Source organism: [Flexibacter] sp. ATCC 35208, assembly GCF_001975825.1.
Classification (GTDB): Bacteria; Bacteroidota; Bacteroidia; order Chitinophagales; family Chitinophagaceae; genus Chitinophaga.
In genome coordinates, this window is the sequence record NZ_MTKN01000013.1 from 46,077 (window position 1) to 64,451 (window position 18,375).

General features: G+C 42.9%; 12 protein-coding genes and 1 pseudogene. 2 read left to right on the forward strand and 11 right to left on the reverse strand.

The features are described from left to right. From BW716_RS10220 to BW716_RS10235, 5 genes are read right to left on the reverse strand one after another with little or no spacing between them, the layout of a single operon-like run. On the reverse strand, positions 1-3,243 hold the full coding sequence (locus BW716_RS10220; RefSeq protein WP_179091075.1) for a type I polyketide synthase: 3,243 nt from the start codon (positions 3,241-3,243) through the stop codon (positions 1-3). Positions 3,244-3,253: 10 nt separating this feature from the next. Beyond that, positions 3,254-3,991, reverse strand: a complete 738-nt coding sequence (locus tag BW716_RS10225) for a thioesterase II family protein (RefSeq protein WP_083722444.1) — start codon at positions 3,989-3,991, stop codon at positions 3,254-3,256. Positions 3,992-4,022: 31 nt separating this feature from the next. Beyond that, a complete protein-coding gene (locus tag BW716_RS36100) occupies positions 4,023-4,202 on the reverse strand; it encodes a hypothetical protein (RefSeq protein ID WP_143708814.1) in 180 nt (59 codons plus the stop codon). A 10-nt stretch (positions 4,203-4,212) separates the two neighbouring features. Then, positions 4,213-4,764 (reverse strand): YcjF family protein, encoded by a 552-nt coding sequence (locus BW716_RS10230; RefSeq protein WP_083722445.1) that lies wholly within the window; start codon positions 4,762-4,764, stop codon positions 4,213-4,215. Positions 4,765-4,795: 31 nt separating this feature from the next. Then, positions 4,796-5,674 (reverse strand): prohibitin family protein, encoded by an 879-nt coding sequence (locus BW716_RS10235; RefSeq protein ID WP_083722446.1) that lies wholly within the window; start codon positions 5,672-5,674, stop codon positions 4,796-4,798. A gap of 542 nt (positions 5,675-6,216) precedes the next feature. Between BW716_RS10235 and BW716_RS10240 the strand changes: the two genes are divergently transcribed. Then, entirely contained in the window at positions 6,217-6,879 is a 663-nt protein-coding gene (locus tag BW716_RS10240; RefSeq protein ID WP_083722447.1) for a response regulator transcription factor, read from the forward strand. Between the two features lie 69 nt (positions 6,880-6,948). On the opposite strand, the gene BW716_RS36715 is transcribed toward BW716_RS10240, so the two are convergent. Together BW716_RS36715 and BW716_RS38030 are read right to left on the reverse strand one after the other, a co-directional pair. After that, positions 6,949-7,413 carry a hypothetical protein gene (locus tag BW716_RS36715; RefSeq protein ID WP_235643599.1) on the reverse strand — a complete coding sequence of 155 codons (465 nt, stop codon included), beginning with the start codon at positions 7,411-7,413 and terminating at the stop codon, positions 6,949-6,951. Between the two features lie 46 nt (positions 7,414-7,459). Then, positions 7,460-7,519 (reverse strand): annotated as a pseudogene (locus BW716_RS38030) (hypothetical protein); the annotation flags it as partial. A gap of 214 nt (positions 7,520-7,733) precedes the next feature. Between BW716_RS38030 and BW716_RS10255 the strand changes: the two are divergent. Next, positions 7,734-10,661 carry a T9SS type A sorting domain-containing protein gene (locus tag BW716_RS10255; protein ID WP_083722450.1) on the forward strand — a complete coding sequence of 976 codons (2,928 nt, stop codon included), beginning with the start codon at positions 7,734-7,736 and terminating at the stop codon, positions 10,659-10,661. A 187-nt stretch (positions 10,662-10,848) separates the two neighbouring features. Here the strand turns inward: BW716_RS10255 and mrdA are convergent, their stop codons facing one another. The 4 genes from mrdA to BW716_RS10275 form a co-directional block, all read right to left on the reverse strand. Next, positions 10,849-12,804 carry a penicillin-binding protein 2 gene (mrdA, locus tag BW716_RS10260; protein WP_083722451.1) on the reverse strand — a complete coding sequence of 652 codons (1,956 nt, stop codon included), beginning with the start codon at positions 12,802-12,804 and terminating at the stop codon, positions 10,849-10,851. 156 nt (positions 12,805-12,960) lie between these two features. Continuing rightward, positions 12,961-15,114 carry a DPP IV N-terminal domain-containing protein gene (locus BW716_RS10265; RefSeq protein WP_083722452.1) on the reverse strand — a complete coding sequence of 718 codons (2,154 nt, stop codon included), beginning with the start codon at positions 15,112-15,114 and terminating at the stop codon, positions 12,961-12,963. Continuing rightward, entirely contained in the window at positions 15,095-16,186 is a 1,092-nt protein-coding gene (locus BW716_RS10270; RefSeq protein ID WP_083722453.1) for a thioredoxin family protein, read from the reverse strand. The genes BW716_RS10265 and BW716_RS10270 overlap by 20 nt, the downstream gene beginning before the upstream one ends. Before the next feature lie 2 nt (positions 16,187-16,188). Further along, positions 16,189-18,366, reverse strand: a complete 2,178-nt coding sequence (locus BW716_RS10275; protein ID WP_083722454.1) for a zinc-dependent metalloprotease — start codon at positions 18,364-18,366, stop codon at positions 16,189-16,191. Positions 18,367-18,375: the final 9 nt, after the last annotated feature.

An 18,375-nucleotide genomic window follows, 5' to 3' on the forward strand; every position in this document is an offset into this window, starting at 1 on the left:
TTATGAATATTTTTGAATTTCTTTATTGATCATTTTCAGCAGTTCGGCATCACTCATATCTTCTGTATAACTATACCGGAGATTCTCTTTAACCGTTTTTATCACTGTTACTGGTTGCGGTGTTGATAATTCATTGATGTGGGTCGTTAACAAACCTGTAGCCGGGTAATTGAAGATTGTATTTGAAGTGATTGTTGTACCCAGGCGTTTATTGATTCTTTCCACAAACTTCAGGAGTAAAATAGAATCCATTCCCATATCACTAAAACTCCTGGCGGGATCTATCTCCTCTTCTTCCGGAATGACTAATACTTCTTTTACAAGGAGTACCAGTTCATGGTGAATAAGACTCGCTCTTTCAGCGTCATCTGTGATCAGCATCAGGTTGGGCAATGTCGCAGTATTGTTTGCTGTTACAGGCTTCTGCTGTTGCATTCCGCGTAATGTTTCCCAGTAACTTTGCGCGCCTCTTATTTCCATCATCTGTAAAAAGCGGGATTGATTTAACTGTACATAAATCCGCTGATCCTGGCTTATGCCTAGCAGGGAAGCATAACTTTTTCCAACAGTATCTGCATGCACAGTCAGTACGCCGGATTCTTCCAGCAGGCTGGTGGTATTACTATCTTTCAGCACCATATTACTATTCTTCCAGGGTCCCCAGTTGATGGTTGCAGCAGGAATACCTTTTGTTTTTAAATGGAGTACAAAAGCATCCATATAAGCGTTTGCAGCTGCATAATGCGCAAGCATGGCAGAGCCCCATATTGCCGCTATGGAAGAATATGTTACCAGGAAATCAAGCTGATCAGACGGCAGATGCCTGCTGAGGTACCTGATACCGTTGATCTTGGGAGCTCCCACCTGCAACATATCATCTATGGTCATATCTTTTAGTAAACAACGACTATTTGTACCGGCGGCATGTACGATCCCTTTAAGCGGCAGAGAAGTGCTTTTCAGCCATTTACCAAATGCTTTTACGTCTTCTTCACAGGCAACATCCAGCTGTTTATAAATGATACGATCATTTTTATGGTTTGCATTTGCAGATCTGCCAGTAATAATTACCTGGCCGGCTCCATTGTCCCTCAACCAAACGGCGATATGTTCACCCAGGCTTCCGTTGCCTCCTGTAACCAGGTAGGTGCCTTCATTATCCAATGTCACTTTTATTGGGGGTACCGGTGTGGCAGGTGAAATAACAGGATACCAGTATTTATTGTTTCTAAAGGCTGTTTCCCGGAAATATGACTGCTGCACATAGCGATTAATAAAGTTCATATCCGGAAGATCATTGTGTATATCCAGCACCAGCATGGCAGGGGATTGTAACTCCAGGGATGCAGATCTGATAAAGGATGCAAGACTATGTTGTAATGCATATAAGGGTGCCGTTCCGTTTACAGGGAGGCCCTGACGGGTGATAAAAAGTATAACGCCCGGCGATAAAGAAAGTGTTTTTAAAGTCTGAAAGAGTTGAATAATATGTTTAAAGGCTGCGGACAGGGTATATTCATCATTTTCATCCTCTTCTATCCATGCGCTGAGATCGTATACCAGGCAATATTGCTGATAACGTTGTGTAGAAAAAATATTCTCCAGCCGGCAGAGGTGATCTATTGCGATAGAAAAAGCGTTTTTACCGGAGAGAAACGTTTTCTGAAAAGCCGGAGTGCCTCCATCTGTTTCAACATATACGTACGCCATATCATTTTCCGGTTTTCTATCTGTGGCCAGTTCAACCTCTTTCCATTTAACGGTATATCCGGTAGGAACAACAGGGCCGGGTAGTTTTCCCAGCCAATGGGGTTTTAATTGAAAGTCTGGTGGCGGGATACATTTTTCAACCACTGTATGTTGATATTCCGCAACAATACAGTGGGCAACTGTCCCTGTAAAGCCGAATGAGCTAACACCACCAACTATGCGTTTCTTATCGTTACTGAAAAGGTATTTTTCCGCATTAATATGAAAAGGCATCTGTTGCCAATCGATATGATGATTAGGAGTGTTAAAGTGCAGGGAAGGGGGCATTTGTTTGTGGTATACATTCAGGCAGGCTTTCATGAAGCCTGCCAGTCCGGCTGCCGCTTCCAGGTGTCCGAAATTACTTTTCACAGATCCGGCCACTATTTTTTCCCTGTTATGGCGTTCTCCGAAAGCGAGGTGTAGGCCTTCGGCCTCTATAGGATCACCCAGGGGGGTACCTGTACCATGGGTTTCCACGAAGCGGATATCATCGGCTTCCATACCGGCAGCAGCGAGTGCATGTTTAATAACTTTTGCCTGACTGGCCGGATCGGGCACGGTCAATCCTCCGCTGGCGCCATCCTGGGCAACTGCAGAACCTTTAATACAGGCATAGATGCGGTCGCCATCTTTTTCAGCATCTGATAATCGTTTAAGTACAACAGTAATACAACCTTCGGAGCGCACATATCCATTTGCACTATCATCAAAGGCCTTACAACGACCATCGGGAGAGAGCATACCAGCTTCTGTAAGACTGGCCTGCAGGTAGGGTGATAAAATGAGGTTAGCCCCGCTTACCAGTGCGAGGTTACATTCATTGCGTCTCAGGCTTGCCGCGGCCTGGTGTAATGCCACCAGAGAAGAAGAGCAGGCGGTATCTATACTGATACACGGGCCATGAAGCCCGAGGCAATAGGATATCCGTCCGCTGGCACCACTGAATGAATTACCGCTGCATACATAGGGATTTATTCTCAGGGATTCATCCTGTTGCATAATGTGCAGGCTATAGTCAAATGCGCTGATACCCGTAAAGACGCCTGTATCCGAACCTTTCAGTTTATCAGCCGGGATGCCTGCATCAGCGAGTGCTTTATGTGCAAGCATGAGGAGATGTCTGTGTTGAGGATCTATATATCTGGCTTCTGCCGGTGATATATGGAAAAAGTCATTATCGAACAATGTGATGTCATCTAGTAATCCGGCATGGGGCATACATTTATTAAACAGGTATTCCTTTTGTTCCATTTCCTGCCAGCGGGTTAACAAGCTGTAATTTGTTACCAGGTCTTCTCCTGCCAGCAATGCATTCCAGAAATCGTTCACTGTATGAATACCACCTGGCAGATGGCAGGCCATCCCAACAACAGCAATTTCTTCCATTGAATCAGTACTGATTAACTGATCTTTTAATTTTCTTTCGAGGTTTCTGATAATGAGAAATGATTTTTGCAGACTGCTCAGTGATTCATGGGATACTGACTTCATAATAGATAAATTAGACGTAGGGTAATTGAGTACATATAACATAACGATGGATAAACTGACTTATCTTTTTACTGAAATCGGGAGATTCAAGCAAAAAAAAGTGTCCTCCGTCGAGGAATTCATGAATACATATTCCGAGGGTTTCTTTCTGCCATGAAAGCAGTGCCTGCGTTTCAGCAATTCTATCATTGCTGCCGTTCAGCAATACAAATGGAATATCGAATCTGTTGCTTTCACAATACTTATAGGTATCATTCAAACGCAGATCATTTCTGATTACGGGCAGAAAAAAAGAAATAAAATCAGGATTTGTGAGAAGGCTAAGGTCAATCCCTCCCATCGCCGACAGGTGTGTAATTAGTTCGCCGTCTGCTAATTTGTGTCTTTCCATGTTCACGGGAGCTTCACAAGGGCCGCTTCTGCCGGTGAGGAAAACCAGCTCAGGCAGTCCTGAGCCGGATGTACGTAAACACTTTATTGTTTCATAAGCCACCAGTGCTCCCAGGCTATGACCCAGGAAAACCATCGGCAGATCATGTTGTCTGTTAAGCGTAATAATATCCATGCAATCCTTTGCCAAAGACGGGACATCCTTTGCGAATGGCTCATTAAAACGTTTTGCTCTTCCCGGATAACAAATTGTAAATGTGGTACCTGTTATCTGCAATTTTCGTTCTAGTGAGCGATAAGACAAATCGCTTCCACCGGCATGCGGAAAAATAAAAAGCTGTACGCCATTAACATCCATGGCAATAAGGATTAGGTAGATGTAAAGGACATTATCCTTTTTTTACAGGTTGAAAGATCATCAGCATGATCAGTACCAGGAATGGAGAGACGATCATGGCCAACCAGAAGGTTCCCCAGAAGCGTGTACGTCTGTTAGCTCCAAGGATGGCGCATATCAGGCTAAGAATGATCCAACCGATAAAGAAAGGAGTAAAAAGAATGTTCACCATAATATAGTGCTTATATGGTCTCTTCTTTTCCCTCTTCTGTTAAGGATTCACTTTTTGAGGTAAATGGTTTTGTAACAGTTTTTTTAACTTTACCTGCAAATTCCTTTCCTTTATCCAGTTCCTCTGCAAAATAGGTTTTCATATCAGATGCTTTTAAATCCAGCATTGTTCCTCCACCTGCAAAGTGTTTATCGAATACCTGTCCGATAGCATATGTTGTGGCACCGGCAATAGCAGGGAATGTAACAGCTCCGACAGCAGTACCTACAACCGGGATGAATTTAATGAAACTGCCGATAGAAGCCATTACGAGTGCTTTACTACCTGCACCGCCAACCAGGGAAACGATAATAGATTTACCCAGATCATTAGAAAACTGCACATTGTGGTGGGCGGCCAGTTTGCTGATCATAGAAAGTTGTGTAGCTGTAATTGCAGCTACATCTACAAATGGAATAGGTACGGCACCTACACCCATAGAAATAAGCACGTGTTTCTTGATGATTTCCTTAGCGGTTTTACCTGTGATGACCGTTTCCTGCAATTGTTGATTTTCTGTCATTAGTATGATTTTTATAGTGATAAAAAATTATTTACGGAATTATAACTGGTCGTCGTTGTGCTGTCGTATCCTGACCGGCAGCCATCTGATCGCTTAAGAGAATGGGTAACCCCCTGGTACCACTACCCATAAAAATCAATTTTGAATTGGGAGAAGTACCTATTTTTTGTGTTACGTCAAGAGCTTTCCATAATAACGGGGAGATTTTTGAAACGGAACTGAATTCCCTCAAACCCTGGGCTTCTATCCCTTTCCGTGTACGTTCTTTATCTTCCACAGCCAGCCTGTAATCATATTCTTCGTTTAACTGTTGCTGACGATATACAGATTCAATGGCTTTGTTTACAGAATCGGGTAAGGCGATACTTGTTATGTAATATCCTTCAATAAGGATCTGATCTTTAGCAAGTATCTTAGAAAGGTTGTCCTTGTTATTCTTTTCAACAACACCTCTGTCAACCATGTAAATTTCTTCCGGTGTAAGGCCTGCAATCTCCTTCCTCATCATAGACTTCACATTCGGATCAACAATAAGCTGTTCATAGCCGGGGCCGATTTTCTGATGGAGTGAAGGTAATAAACGAACATCCGGCTTATAGAGAACAGAATGTAATACATGAATAGTAAGTCCGTTTGCACTAAGTAAGTATTGATCAAAATTTATTTTATGGGTACGAACATTATAAACGATCATGGTATTAACCGGGCTGATTAAATGTAATCCTTCACCGTATGTTCTGCTCATATCTGTACCGGTAAATATATTATACAATACGCCAGCCTCTCCTGGCTTAATGGTAATAAATATCCTTTTTGAAAAAAGTGCCACCACTAATAATATCAACAGCAATACAATGCCTGTATTTCTTATTATCAGACCAGTGTTGAATCCTCCAATTTTTTTATTCATGTTGTTATATCTGGATAACTATTAAACGCATCGGATGTACAGGGCATAACTTTAACGCTGTTCATTTTTTAATTAAATGATACCTGTAATAATTAATGGAAATTTTCCGCAGAATTTATCTTACGGTAGCCTGTTGTGTCTGTTCTTAATTTTGTTTTTCGCTAACGGACAATTAAATATTTAAGGGTTCAAATAGTCTTTACATGATATAAAAATTGACTGATCATAGTAATCAATAATTCTATTGTAAAATATAAAATCCAATAATCAATATTTTTAACTCACTTTTGCATATTTTGCTAATAAGCTAAACATAGCATCTTAATATTTGTTCTAAGGATTTAGAAAATATCCCCAAATGAGTTTAACAATATTAAAGATCGTCTGTTATTATGATGACATTTACTTAACATATTGATCGCCTCAAAATTAAATTTCGGATTTATACAGATTATTTTTACCACATAAAAGTGTAGGACGCTAAGATCAACGTTCCGCATGGGTTTGCAATCCCTCGAAAATAGACAAAACAACTAATCCAAATGCCTAATACTTACATAACGACTAATCGTATATATCAAATTGGAATTATCGATGAAGACCCTCAATTTAGCGACGATTTAATGAGGTATATCCTGAATGATAAACAATTTTCTTCATGCCTGCATTCGGCCAATCTGCGTAACGCGATGCAGTTATTATATAATACTTCATCCCTGAATCCTGATCTTTTACTGTTAGACATTTGTTTGACTGAGATTCAAAAAGAGGATACCATTAAGACGCTAAAGCAGATAAAACCTGAAATGCTGATTGTAATACTTACAAAGGATGAGAACAAACATCTGATTAAGGCAGCGTTCGATAGGGGGGCTGATGGTTATCTTCAAAAATCAGAGAACTTCAGCAGTATTTATCATAAGATCCTTAATATGCTGTTATATGGGCAACCAGTAGTGAGCCAGCACATATTCAGGTATATGGTTTTCAGAAATGATCTTCCTCAGCCTGCTGTAAAGGAGAAGCTGACAAAAAAAGAAAAGGAAGTCGCGCAAATGGTATTAGAGGGATTATCTCACAAAGAGATAGCTGCCAGGTTACATCTTAGCCTGAATACGATACAATATCACATGAAGAATATTTACTTTAAACTTGATATTAAAACAAAAACAGAGTTGTTTAAGATGCATTTCCATAAAATCTAACAGTGTGATTATTTCGCATTGATAATCTTTCCTTTTGCGATAAACAGTCAACGACAGAAAAGATATACACTACATCTTTTCTGTCGTTGACTTCGTCATTGTATTGCGTATTTTCATGCATACTGTCATGACTGATGCAGCTATTGATAAGCCAGCTACGGAGCGATAACTACACTGGAAACTGCGCCAGTTATGTTCGTCCATGGTAGTGTCACCATGAGACTGGTCTTTGGACTGCTTGATGTGATATCCTTTATCCTCTGCACGGATCAACCCATCCTTCGCCAGTTTGCCGGGCCCCGGCGCTGCGACAGAACGATAGAAGGAACCATTATTTACCTGCATGCGCGCTAAGTAATCCGCCCCATAAGTAGCTTCGTCCAGTATTCTTCTCAGGTATTGACGATAATCAGTGCCGGGTTTCTGCTGTAGTAATGCGTACGCCTTGAACAGACGATAAGCCGTCAGTGAGATCTGTTGAGGATTGAAATAAGTTGAAAAAGACAAGTCCGCTGTATACTGCCGAACCTTCATAGACTGTTTGCCCGGTATTAGCGACAATCAGTTCAAATTTATCGATGGACTGTTTGGAATCTGCTTTAATTATAGCATGTTTGGGAAGATTATACTCATACCCCACATGATTCGTGATTACCTGTACAGATGGTGCAGTTACACTTAACGGGAGACAATAAGTAAATAGCCGGAATAGGGTCCTGGCTATTTACACGACAAAGATTTTGGCCAATATTGAGTTTACTGTTTTTGGGGGAGGGGTAGATATATTATAACTATCTAACATCCAACATTTACTACAACAAATTTCCACATAAAGATTAACTTTAGTCTTTTCTATGCGGTATTATTTTTTTATACTGGTATTTTGTATAGCCAGTTTGACAGTAAATGCTAACGATACCACTTTACATGCAGGAGTATATAGGAACAGTGACAACACCTTTACCTTACGTTGGAATACAAATGACAAAACCCTTACCAACAGCCCGCTTGTAGTCGGGTTGGGATCTTCTACCCTTGCAGGATATTTACTATCTTATCCCGATCGTCTCGGTGATAAGATCAGTGCATGGCTCACAAGCAATACATCCAGTCCTACCTGGATCAACCTCGCTGTGGCGGGGTATGCAAGTGCGAACCTGATGCCGGCTTCCAAAGGCGGTACCACAGGTACGAATATCGATAGTGCGCTGAACAGTAACCCTGATTTTATGTTCATCTCTTTGCCTACAAATGATGTGGCAAATGGGTTGACGAATGCAGAAATCATGGCGAACTTAAGATACCTGGATGCATTGGCCCTGAATAATGGTGTTCCCATATTCTGGGAAACCACCCAACCCCGTACGACCTTCAATGCCACTTTGCAGACACAATTGAAAGTGCTGGCGGATAGTATACGCGCAGCATGGCCTACCCGGTATATAGAGGGGTTTAATAATGTTGTGAATACAGCTGCCAGTACAGATGCGGAGATCAATCCCGTATATGGTGCAGGTGATGGGGTGCATCTGAATTCTGCGGGAAACCAGTTTATTGCAGATAGTCTATTTGCACGCTGGCTACAATACTTTCAGGCAGTGACGGGGGCATATATTATTGAGACCTCTTCGGATGGGAGTACTTGGAGCACCTTTGATACGGTTACCGACACCGTCAAAAAGACTTATTCTAATTCTTATACGACTACACAATACTTCAGGGTCAGGACTAAATATACAAATGGGACTTATTCTGCCTATTCCAATATTGTGACATTGGCAGCGGCCAGCTCTTCGGCCAGTGTAAGAGTACGGAATACCAACAGGATCCTGGTCGACTTAGGGGGTGATGGTGTGAATACTGTTTTACCAAGTGGTACGGCTATGGGCCAGCCTACAGCTTCTCCGGATGCATATGGTAATTACTGGAATAACTGGTATGGGAGTGGTGGATCGGCGGGCTTCAGGGATGGCGCAACCATTAGCCAGCTCCTTACTACAGGTGATAGTACGACAACGATTTCTATGAAAATTATAGGTACCCCGGATGGAACTTATAATTCAACTGCTACAACCAGGGGGATTAATAATAATGGATTTTCTGTAGGTGTGGACGATTATCCTGCTACTGCCTTGTCGGATAATATGTTCCTGTATAATTCTATCAATCCCGATGGAGTGATACTCCGTATTAAAGGATTGTCGCAAAACAAGATCTACAATTTCAAGTTGTGGGGCGCGAGAGTAGATGCAAGTAGTACACCAAGGATCTTAGAAACCCGTTTAGCAGCTGAAGATTGGAGCGCTGCTAAGAGCATTGAGACCAGATATAGTACCAGTGCCAGTCCGGAATATGACAGAGCCATCAATTACACAGGCGTTTCCGGAGTAGATTCGCTGGATATTTATTTAAGAGTGGGCACCGGGAGCACCTTTGCTTCTCTGAGTCTGGTGGATATCACTTTTGGTAAGATTGATACGGTAGCAGTATGCGAAGGAGGCAGTGTTACATTGACCACCAGTAACACTGCATCTGCTTATCAGTGGCAGCAAAATACGGGCAGTGGGTATGTAAATATAAGCGGGGCAACTTCTGCCACCTACACATTGAATAATGCCCTGCTCACATGGTCCGGTTACCGCTATCGTTGTGTGGCGAATAATGATAGTTCGGAGGTACATTATCTATTAGTGAATTCCACTGTCACGCCTACTATCACCATTAGCGGTACAACTGCGATGGTACAAAACACAGCTACCACTTTAAGCGCTACGATCACCAATGGTGGCACCTCTCCTACCTACCAATGGATGGATAGCACCAGCACGCATACATGGGCAGGTATCAGCAATGCAGTCAATAATACACTTACTTATACACCTGCCAAAACAGGCGATGAGATCCGTTGCATACTCACCAGCAATTTAACTGGTTGTCTTTCGACCTCGCAGGTAACCAGCAACCAACTTACATTTAAAGTAGATGTTATTACCACTGATACCGTGACTGTGTGTGAAGGAACAACATTGACATTGAGTTATAGCAACACCGCTTCCTCCTATCAATGGCAGCAAAATACGGGGAGTGGTTATGTAAATATAAGCGGGGCAAATACAAGCACTTTAAGCTTAAATAATTCCTTACTGTCATGGTCCGGCTACCTGTATCGTTGTATGGCAGATGATGACAGCACCGCTGTACATTATTTAAAAGTGAATGCTGCTGCTACACCTGTCATCACTATCACTGGCACCACTTCTGTAAGACAATATGTATCTACTATTTTAACATCCACCATCTCCAACGGTGGTACCTACCCATTCTACCAATGGATGGACAGCACCAATACACATACCTGGGCCAACATCAGCGAAGCCACTGCCGATACGATCAGTTACACGCCAAAGAAAACAGGAGATAAAATTCTTTGTCTGCTCACCAGCAGCTTAACGGATTGTCTTACTGCGTCACAGGTATCCAGCAATCAACTTACTTTCAATGTAGATGTGATCACTGCCGTAGATCCGGATCCAACTGTTACTACAGGGCCACGTCTATATCCCAATCCGGCATATACCTCTCTTACTATCGACCAGCTCTCTAACTGGAAGCTATTGGAAATATATGGTATGGATGGTAAGACCTACCTGCGTAGAGAAGACATGCTCACCAAAACAAGCCTGGCACTGTCAGTCTCTGATTTACCAAATGGCATGTACATAGTGGTGCTTACAAAAGCCAATGGTATTACTAATGTGATGAAGTTTATAAAATCAGATTAATTATTGAAATACGCTTTCATAATCTGCTCTGTCGTGAGATGAGCCGTTGCTCCATTGATATGACCTAATACAAGGACGTTTCTAAAACCAGATTAATTCCTGAAATACGCTTTCATAATCTGCTCCGTCGTGAGATGAGCCGTCGCGCCATTGATATGACCCAATCCAATGAAGTTTCTAAACCAGATTAATTCCTGAAATACTCTTTCATAATCTGCTCTGTCGTGAGATGAGCCGTCGCGCCATTCAATGAATCCAGCCTGGACTTTGCCAGCACCACCGGATCCATCGTCACCGTCTCCAGCATCTTTTGCACTACCGGCTTCTTCTTTACTGAAATCGTATCATTCAGATACTTCTCCATCATCAATCCTGCAATCGGCGCCGCAAAGGTGCCCCCATAACCAGAATTCTCCACAATCACCGCCACCGCTATCCTCGGATGATCTCTCGGTGCAAAAGCCACAAAGAAAGCATGGCTCTTCATCTTCTTCAATTGCCCGTTTACGATGGCATTGTTCTCTGCCGTACCTGTCTTTCCACACACGATCACCCCTTCTATCTGTGCATTTCTACCCGTACCACTCTCCACCACATCTTCCATTCCCAATATCACCGACTGGTAAGCCGTATCTTTTACATGCGCTACCGTATGTTTATCCCTAAACTTCTTCAGCACATCAGCCACATCATTATCAATACTATTCACAAAATGCGGCAGGTAGTAAAATCCTTTATTTGCAATGATACACATCGCATTCGCCATCTGCAAAGGCGTGACCGCCACTGCGCCCTGTCCCATCCCTACATACAACTCTGTACAGGAATTCCACTGCCCATGATACCGCTTATTCATACCCGCCGAATCAATCGCATAACCCGCATATTCTCCCGGTATATCAATACCTAACCGATGTCCCAACCCAAATGACGTCATGTATTCATACCACTTCTGATGCCCTTTTTCTACTCCACCCCATTTCTTTGCATCCACTTCCATCCGGTACAGGTTCACAAAGTAAGAATTGCAGGAGTGAGAAATAGCCAGTCGTAAATTTGCTGCATGCCCGGCTTCACTATGCTCACAGGCAATTCTACGTCCGCAGGACAAATATGCACCATGACAGGGATAACCAAAATCAGGGGTAATGATCCCCTCATCCAGCGCGACCAACGCTGTCAATGGTTTCATGGAGCTACCCGGTGCGTACGTACCCTGAATAGCCCTGTTGAACAATGGCTTGGTCGTATCGCTAAATAGTTTATTAAAATTGCGCGCCCTGTAAGAACCCGTCAATAAATTAGGATCAAATGAAGGACCACTTACCATCGCCAATATACCACCTGTTTGCGGATCGATGGCGACAATACTACCTATCTTATTATGCATCAACCGCTCACCCAATACCTGCAAATCAATATCCAATGATAGACGGAGGTTCTTGCCCGCTATTGCCGCTGTGTCAAATTCACCTTTCTCATACGCCCCCTGTGTGCGATTCAGGTTATCCTTTACAAGGTATTGAATCCCTCTTTGCCCCATCAGAATGTGCTCATAGGTTTTCTCCAATCCTGTCATCCCCAGGTAGTCACCCATGTTATAATCTTTATAAGCAGGGTTCAACTGCATTTGTGGCGAGATCTCACCTATGTAGCCCAATATATTGGCGGCACCACTATAAGGATAAGAACGGATCTGCCTGGGCATCAGCTCAAAACCCGGTTGAAACTGGTACATACTTTCCTGCAACTGCCCATATACATCCGGCAATAACAACGGTGCAAAAACCGACTGTCTTACCCGGCCATTCCTGACAATTGCCGCCACGATGCGTTTCTTAAACTCTGGCATATCAATCCCTAAGATCTTACACAGGTAAGCCGTGTCAATTTTCTTTACATTCGATGGAGTGACCATCAGGTCGTACATCACATCGTTGCGCAACACACTTCTCCCCTTTCTGTCAAAGATGATTCCACGGCTGGGATAGACGACTTTTCTCACTACGGAGTTGGCATCTGCCAGCTTGGAATATTTCTTATCAATTATTTGCAGTATAAATAAACGGGAAACAATCAGCAGTACGAGACCGATAAAAATAAACTGGATGACACGCCTTCTCGGCTGGTTATAAATGGACATTTTAAAACAATGTGCGTTTTTTTCTGATAGATGGTTATTCTTTGTTGGCAAAGGTTTTCAAAGGTACGAGGGGATCGTGGATAGTAATGATCAGAATAGGAAGGATGGTTATTATATAATATAAAAGGCGAGTCTGATCAGACTCGCCTTTTTTTATCATAAGTGGAACTTAAAGTATTGTCTTAGCCGTTGTTGAAAATATGCTTTGTAAGTGTCTTCGTAAGTATGACTTTGCCCCGGCAATACGAGCATGTCAAAGTCTTTTCCCGCCTGTATCAACGCATTCACCATTCTATAGGTAGCCGCCGGATGCACATTCGTATCTACCTCTCCGGTCACTAATAATAAATGCCCTTTCAATTTCGAAGCGAGTGCCTGGTTCAGCGCTACATGATACGCAAAACCGGAATCGATTCCCTGAAAGGTTTCACCCCAGGTACGGTTATATATATTATTATCATGATTACCGGAGGAGGCCACTGCTACCTTATAAAAATCAGGGTAGGTACATATTGCCGCTACCGCCATCATTCCCCCGCCGGAATGACCAAAGATACCGACACGGGTGGTATCAATAAAATGATATCTGGCAGCCAGTTGGATGATCCCATGCCTGTCATCGTCCAACGCATAGTCACGGAGGTTGCCATAACCATATGTATGATATGCTTTATTGCGGTAAGGCGATCCACCCCTGTGCCCCATACAGACCACGATACTCCCCGTCTGTGCCAGGGCGGTATTATTATACCTGTCCAGCACTGTAAACGAGGACCATACTGTTTCTGTCTGCGGTCCCGGATATACCTGTGAAATGATGGGGTACTTTTTAGTACTGTCAAAGTCAAATGGCTTCCACATCAGTCCATAAATATCCGTTACCCCATCGGCAGCTTTGATGGTGAACATCTCCGGTCTTTTCCAGCCATATTTGTACAACCGGCTCAGGTCTGGTTTCCAGATTTCCATCTGCCAGTTGCTACTGGTACTTCTGATAGTAGTGCGGGGATCCATGTCTATCCGCGAATAGTTGTCAACAAAGAACTGATTGCCAGGCGCTATGAACACCTCATGGTTGGCATTTTCAGGCGTGAGCAGCCGCAACCCTTTGCCATCGAAATTTACGGCGTACACAAAGGAGTAGTTAGGATTGATACCCTGCTCCCTGCCATAGCCATAAAAGTATAGTCTTTTTGAAGCCGTATCTACTCTCAGTAACTTACCCGCTGTCCAGTCTCCCGCTGTAACTGCACCCTGCAAATGACCGGCACCATCATATAAATAATAATGCCCCCAGCCACTCCGGTCTGACCACCAGAGAATATCTTTACCATCATTGAGAATTGCAGCGGAGAATACATCATCATTAATAAAAGGACGACTCACCTCATGGATCAGTACCTGCACTGTACCTTTCCAATCTACTGCACATAAGTCCATCTCATCCCTTGTACGCTTCTTCCGCAGGAAATACACCTTAGCACCGCCATACAGCACTTCCAGCTCCTGGTCTTTCCAATCGCCCGTATTTACAGGCAGAAAGGTCCCTTCCGAAGCATCGCCCAGGTATAACTCATACTGCGTCACATCCTTATCGCCCGGCAGTTCATATTTATACGTCTCTACCCTTGGGCGGGGAGTAGACAAACTATGCACAACAGTCATTGTACCAACCTTATGCCGATCCTTTCTGACTATGTAAAATTTTGAAGTTCCTTTTATCCATACCGCCTCTGTATTTGATTCGCGCAAAGTACCAGTGTCAGCATCATTCATGTTAAAAGAGTGATATAACTCCCCATCAAAAGACAACTTTAACATAGAACTATCCGAATTTTTCCGGAGAAACAGGTTATGGTTCTTCGCCACCAGCTGCCATTTCTTATCTGGTGATAAACCATTACGCCAGCCGGAATGAGGATAATTATGGGGGATGGCGGGGACCAGTTTCCCATTCGCCAGGCTATAAGAATAACGGGCTTCTTTATAATAGATTCCCATATCATTGCTACCAGGCATCTCTACTTTGATAGCTGCCGTATCCACAGGTTGGTGCAATAACTCCTGTAGCAAGCCCCCCAGGTATTTTTTATCAGAAATACACTGACGGGTGCCGCGCTTCGCATCCACCAGGTAATAGTCCTTGTCCGCACTAAACCAGCATTTATCAGTACCCTTTACAAAAAAAGGAATAACGGTCAGAGATCCCATCTGTTTGGCCAGATTTGGGGCATCATAATAAGTATCCTGAGCATACAGACTACCAGCAAGTAAGACCAGCAGGCCTGTTTTAAAAATACGATTTAACATGATCGACGAGGAAATGGTTTTGAGAATGAGCGGCTACGGTATGAATGATTTCTTCCCAACGCGGATATTCCTTCTTTTTATAGGATGGAATGAAAGACAGGTAAGCAAATATAATATCCATATTCGGACTACTGAATTGGGCTATATGATCTGCAATCAGGTTGGTAACAAGCTGTGCATCTCCCTGACAGGCTGCTTCGGCAATGTCCATCATGATCATCAGGTCTTTTTTATCTGGCACCTGTGTGTGTTTGATTTGCTTACGATAGACAACAAAGTCTTCTTTTTGATACCCGATATCTTTCTGGTAATAACCTTGCAGGCAATAGCTGGTAAGTTTACGGAATACGCCGGAGATCTTGTGATTGATAGAATCAATGCCTTTTACTTTGGCAAAGTCCTGCCAGTGTTCTACCAGGTATGTAAAGTCCGGGCTATGCATATCAGAGAGCTCGCGGGAAAACTGGTTCTCTCCATAAAGAAACCAGTTTTCAGGCAGGAGCTTCTGCTGCGCGGTAAGAGATTGGGTGTATTCTATATTGAGTTCCTTTCCCCGCTTTATTTCCTTGTTCCTTAAAGTTAATACGATGTATTCCCGCATTAACGCCGGGCTGCGATCTCCCGACTCATACCTGCGGAAGATCTGTGCCATCCTGTTATCAGGGTCCATCCCTTCGGATACCTTTTTGAGAAATTCTTCTGCTGGCATGCCTCCAACGAATTTATACACCAGCTCTCCTTTCTCATTTAATAAGAGATATGACGGATATGCTCCTACCCGGTATTTTTTGCCGACTTCCGGTCCTTCTCCCTTTTCCATATCCAGCTTTAAAGAGATCAGCTGCGTGTTAAAAAAGTCGGCTACAGTATCTTTTGTGAATACATAGGTCGACATCTCTTTGCAAGGACCACACCAGGAGGTATAACAATCTACAAATACAAGTTTATGTTCTTTTGCTGATCTGGCCAGCAGATCAGGTAACGGTGCATGTTCAAAAGCGATCTCCCTGTGCTGGGCCATCAGCGGACTAAACGCGCATGCCAGCAGTAAGGAATATATGATATTCTTCATAGTCAGGCTTTTATTTTATGAAAAAATTCATGTTCTGCTTTCATTTTCATCAGGCGGAAGTTTTCCCTGGTGAGCATATCCGGATGCGTGTTTGCCATATCTTCCAGTTTCTTCATCGTCGTGATCATATAATAATGCAGCAGTACATTGGCATCATTTAAACCAGTACTGATATTAGCTTTGTAAGTAGCCTGGGCAAGCTCGTATACAAATTTTGCCTGCATCGTACGTTCTTCTGTAGTCAGCACTTTCTCTTTACTGAAGGAAAAGAACACTTCTTTATCAATGAAATTGAAAATCTCATTTGCATCTGCCACCTGGTCAAGTTTTCTTATGTCAATAAGTGATTTCAGAATAGCAATCTGCATGTGGGTAAATGACTCCTCTACGCTGATCACACGACCACCAGGTGTACCATTTATTTTCATCCACGCAGCAGGGCCGCTGAACACATATTGTTGTAAGAAAGCCAATGCCTGTTTTTGTACAGCAGCATCTGCCTTTATCTTTTCTTCTCCCAGCGAAAGTGGCTTGCGGCATACCCCACCAATCAGCGCTGACACATCCATACAGTATTTCTCATAGCTGATCAATGCCGCACCATACAGGGATCCATTGCTTTTAAAAAGGTCTTCCGTACCATCCAGTTGTTTGCTGATAGTATCCAGTTGCAGGAACACGCGCTGCAAATTTTTAATGGCAAGTGTAGACGCCATGATCTTATCAGAAGCAAGGTCATAATGCTGTGTAAGCGGGTTCAAAGAATCTTCCGGCAAGTACGTAGGTGCCGGCCCTTGTCCGTATCCCCATTCGATCGCAGCAATGTCTGCTTCACCAATGCCCGGCATCAGTGTACTCACAGGTACGTGATCTTCGGGTTGAGCTACATAGTTAAATTCTATGTCATCCATGATAGAAGCCGAGAAAGCATGCGTCTTCATCCATGCGGGATTCCGTAGTTGTGCAGTGGTATAAGCAGCACTGCCGCTCAGGTTCGCACGTAAGCCCAATGCTTCACCTACGGTTTGGGTCATGAGCCACCTTAAAATCTCACCCTGGATATCCGGGTTCCTGATATCTTTTATAATTCTTTTATCATTGGCGCCACATTGCAGCAAGTATCGTAACATCAGTTGATCCGTTACCGCTTCGGTTACATTAATACGGGCTGCGAGTATTTCACCTGTTTCAGGATGCTCAACGGTCGCAACGATGGGTGAATTATAAGTATTACCCCAGTTCACCAGTATATACCCAGGGCTTAACTGCTGATCCTGTACAATCTTTAATACATCTCCATGAAAAGCTACATTCCATGCCAGTACACCCTGCTCAATATACTTTCTGAAAAAAGCAGGAATATTCGGGTCTAGTGCTACACTAATTTTATTATTGATATTCCATTTATGAATAAAAGATGTTTTGCGGGCGGTATAAGCTGTTCTGCCATAGTCCATGAAACTAAATGTTTCAAATGGAGATGCTTTCTCTGCCAGTTTTCGTGGCATCTTTTCGTCAGGCAATTGCTGGAATACAAGTTCTATTTCGTAAGTATTGGCATTGTCCATATCCCTGCCTGATACAAAGTCTTTGTTAAAATCTGTCTGAGACCGTTCTACTGCAAACCGTACTGCCTTTTCTGTAGTTTTAATATCTTCCACCACCGAGCGCTCCGGATCAGGATGACTCAGGAAAGTCAAATCAGGAAATGCAAACCAATCTCCTCCTTCAAGAATCTGACGGGAAATCTCGATAATATAACCACCTTTCTTTCCTGTTGCGACTATTGAATAACCGTAACTGACAGGCAATAAACCCGACCGTTTTATTACTGGTTCCATATCCCCATTGATATCACCGCTGGCACCTTCATTAAAACTAATACGGGTTACATTCAACGAGTTGCTGATACCTTTACTGAACCGGATAATACCTGCTGATTTTGCTATTGCAGATGAATTTCCTTTCCTTACATATCCCATTACCAATACATCTTTTCCCAGTGCATTGTCTGGTATTTCCAGGTAATAGTGTTTATCTTTCCTGTAAATAGAATAATCTCCTTCTATTTTCTTCATGCCATCCTTATAAAACTCTTTATAGGATTGCGGTGATTTATTTTGTGCAGTAGTCAGTGCTACATTCAATAGCAGACAAACTGTTATCAGTGGTCTTCTCATATGCCAATA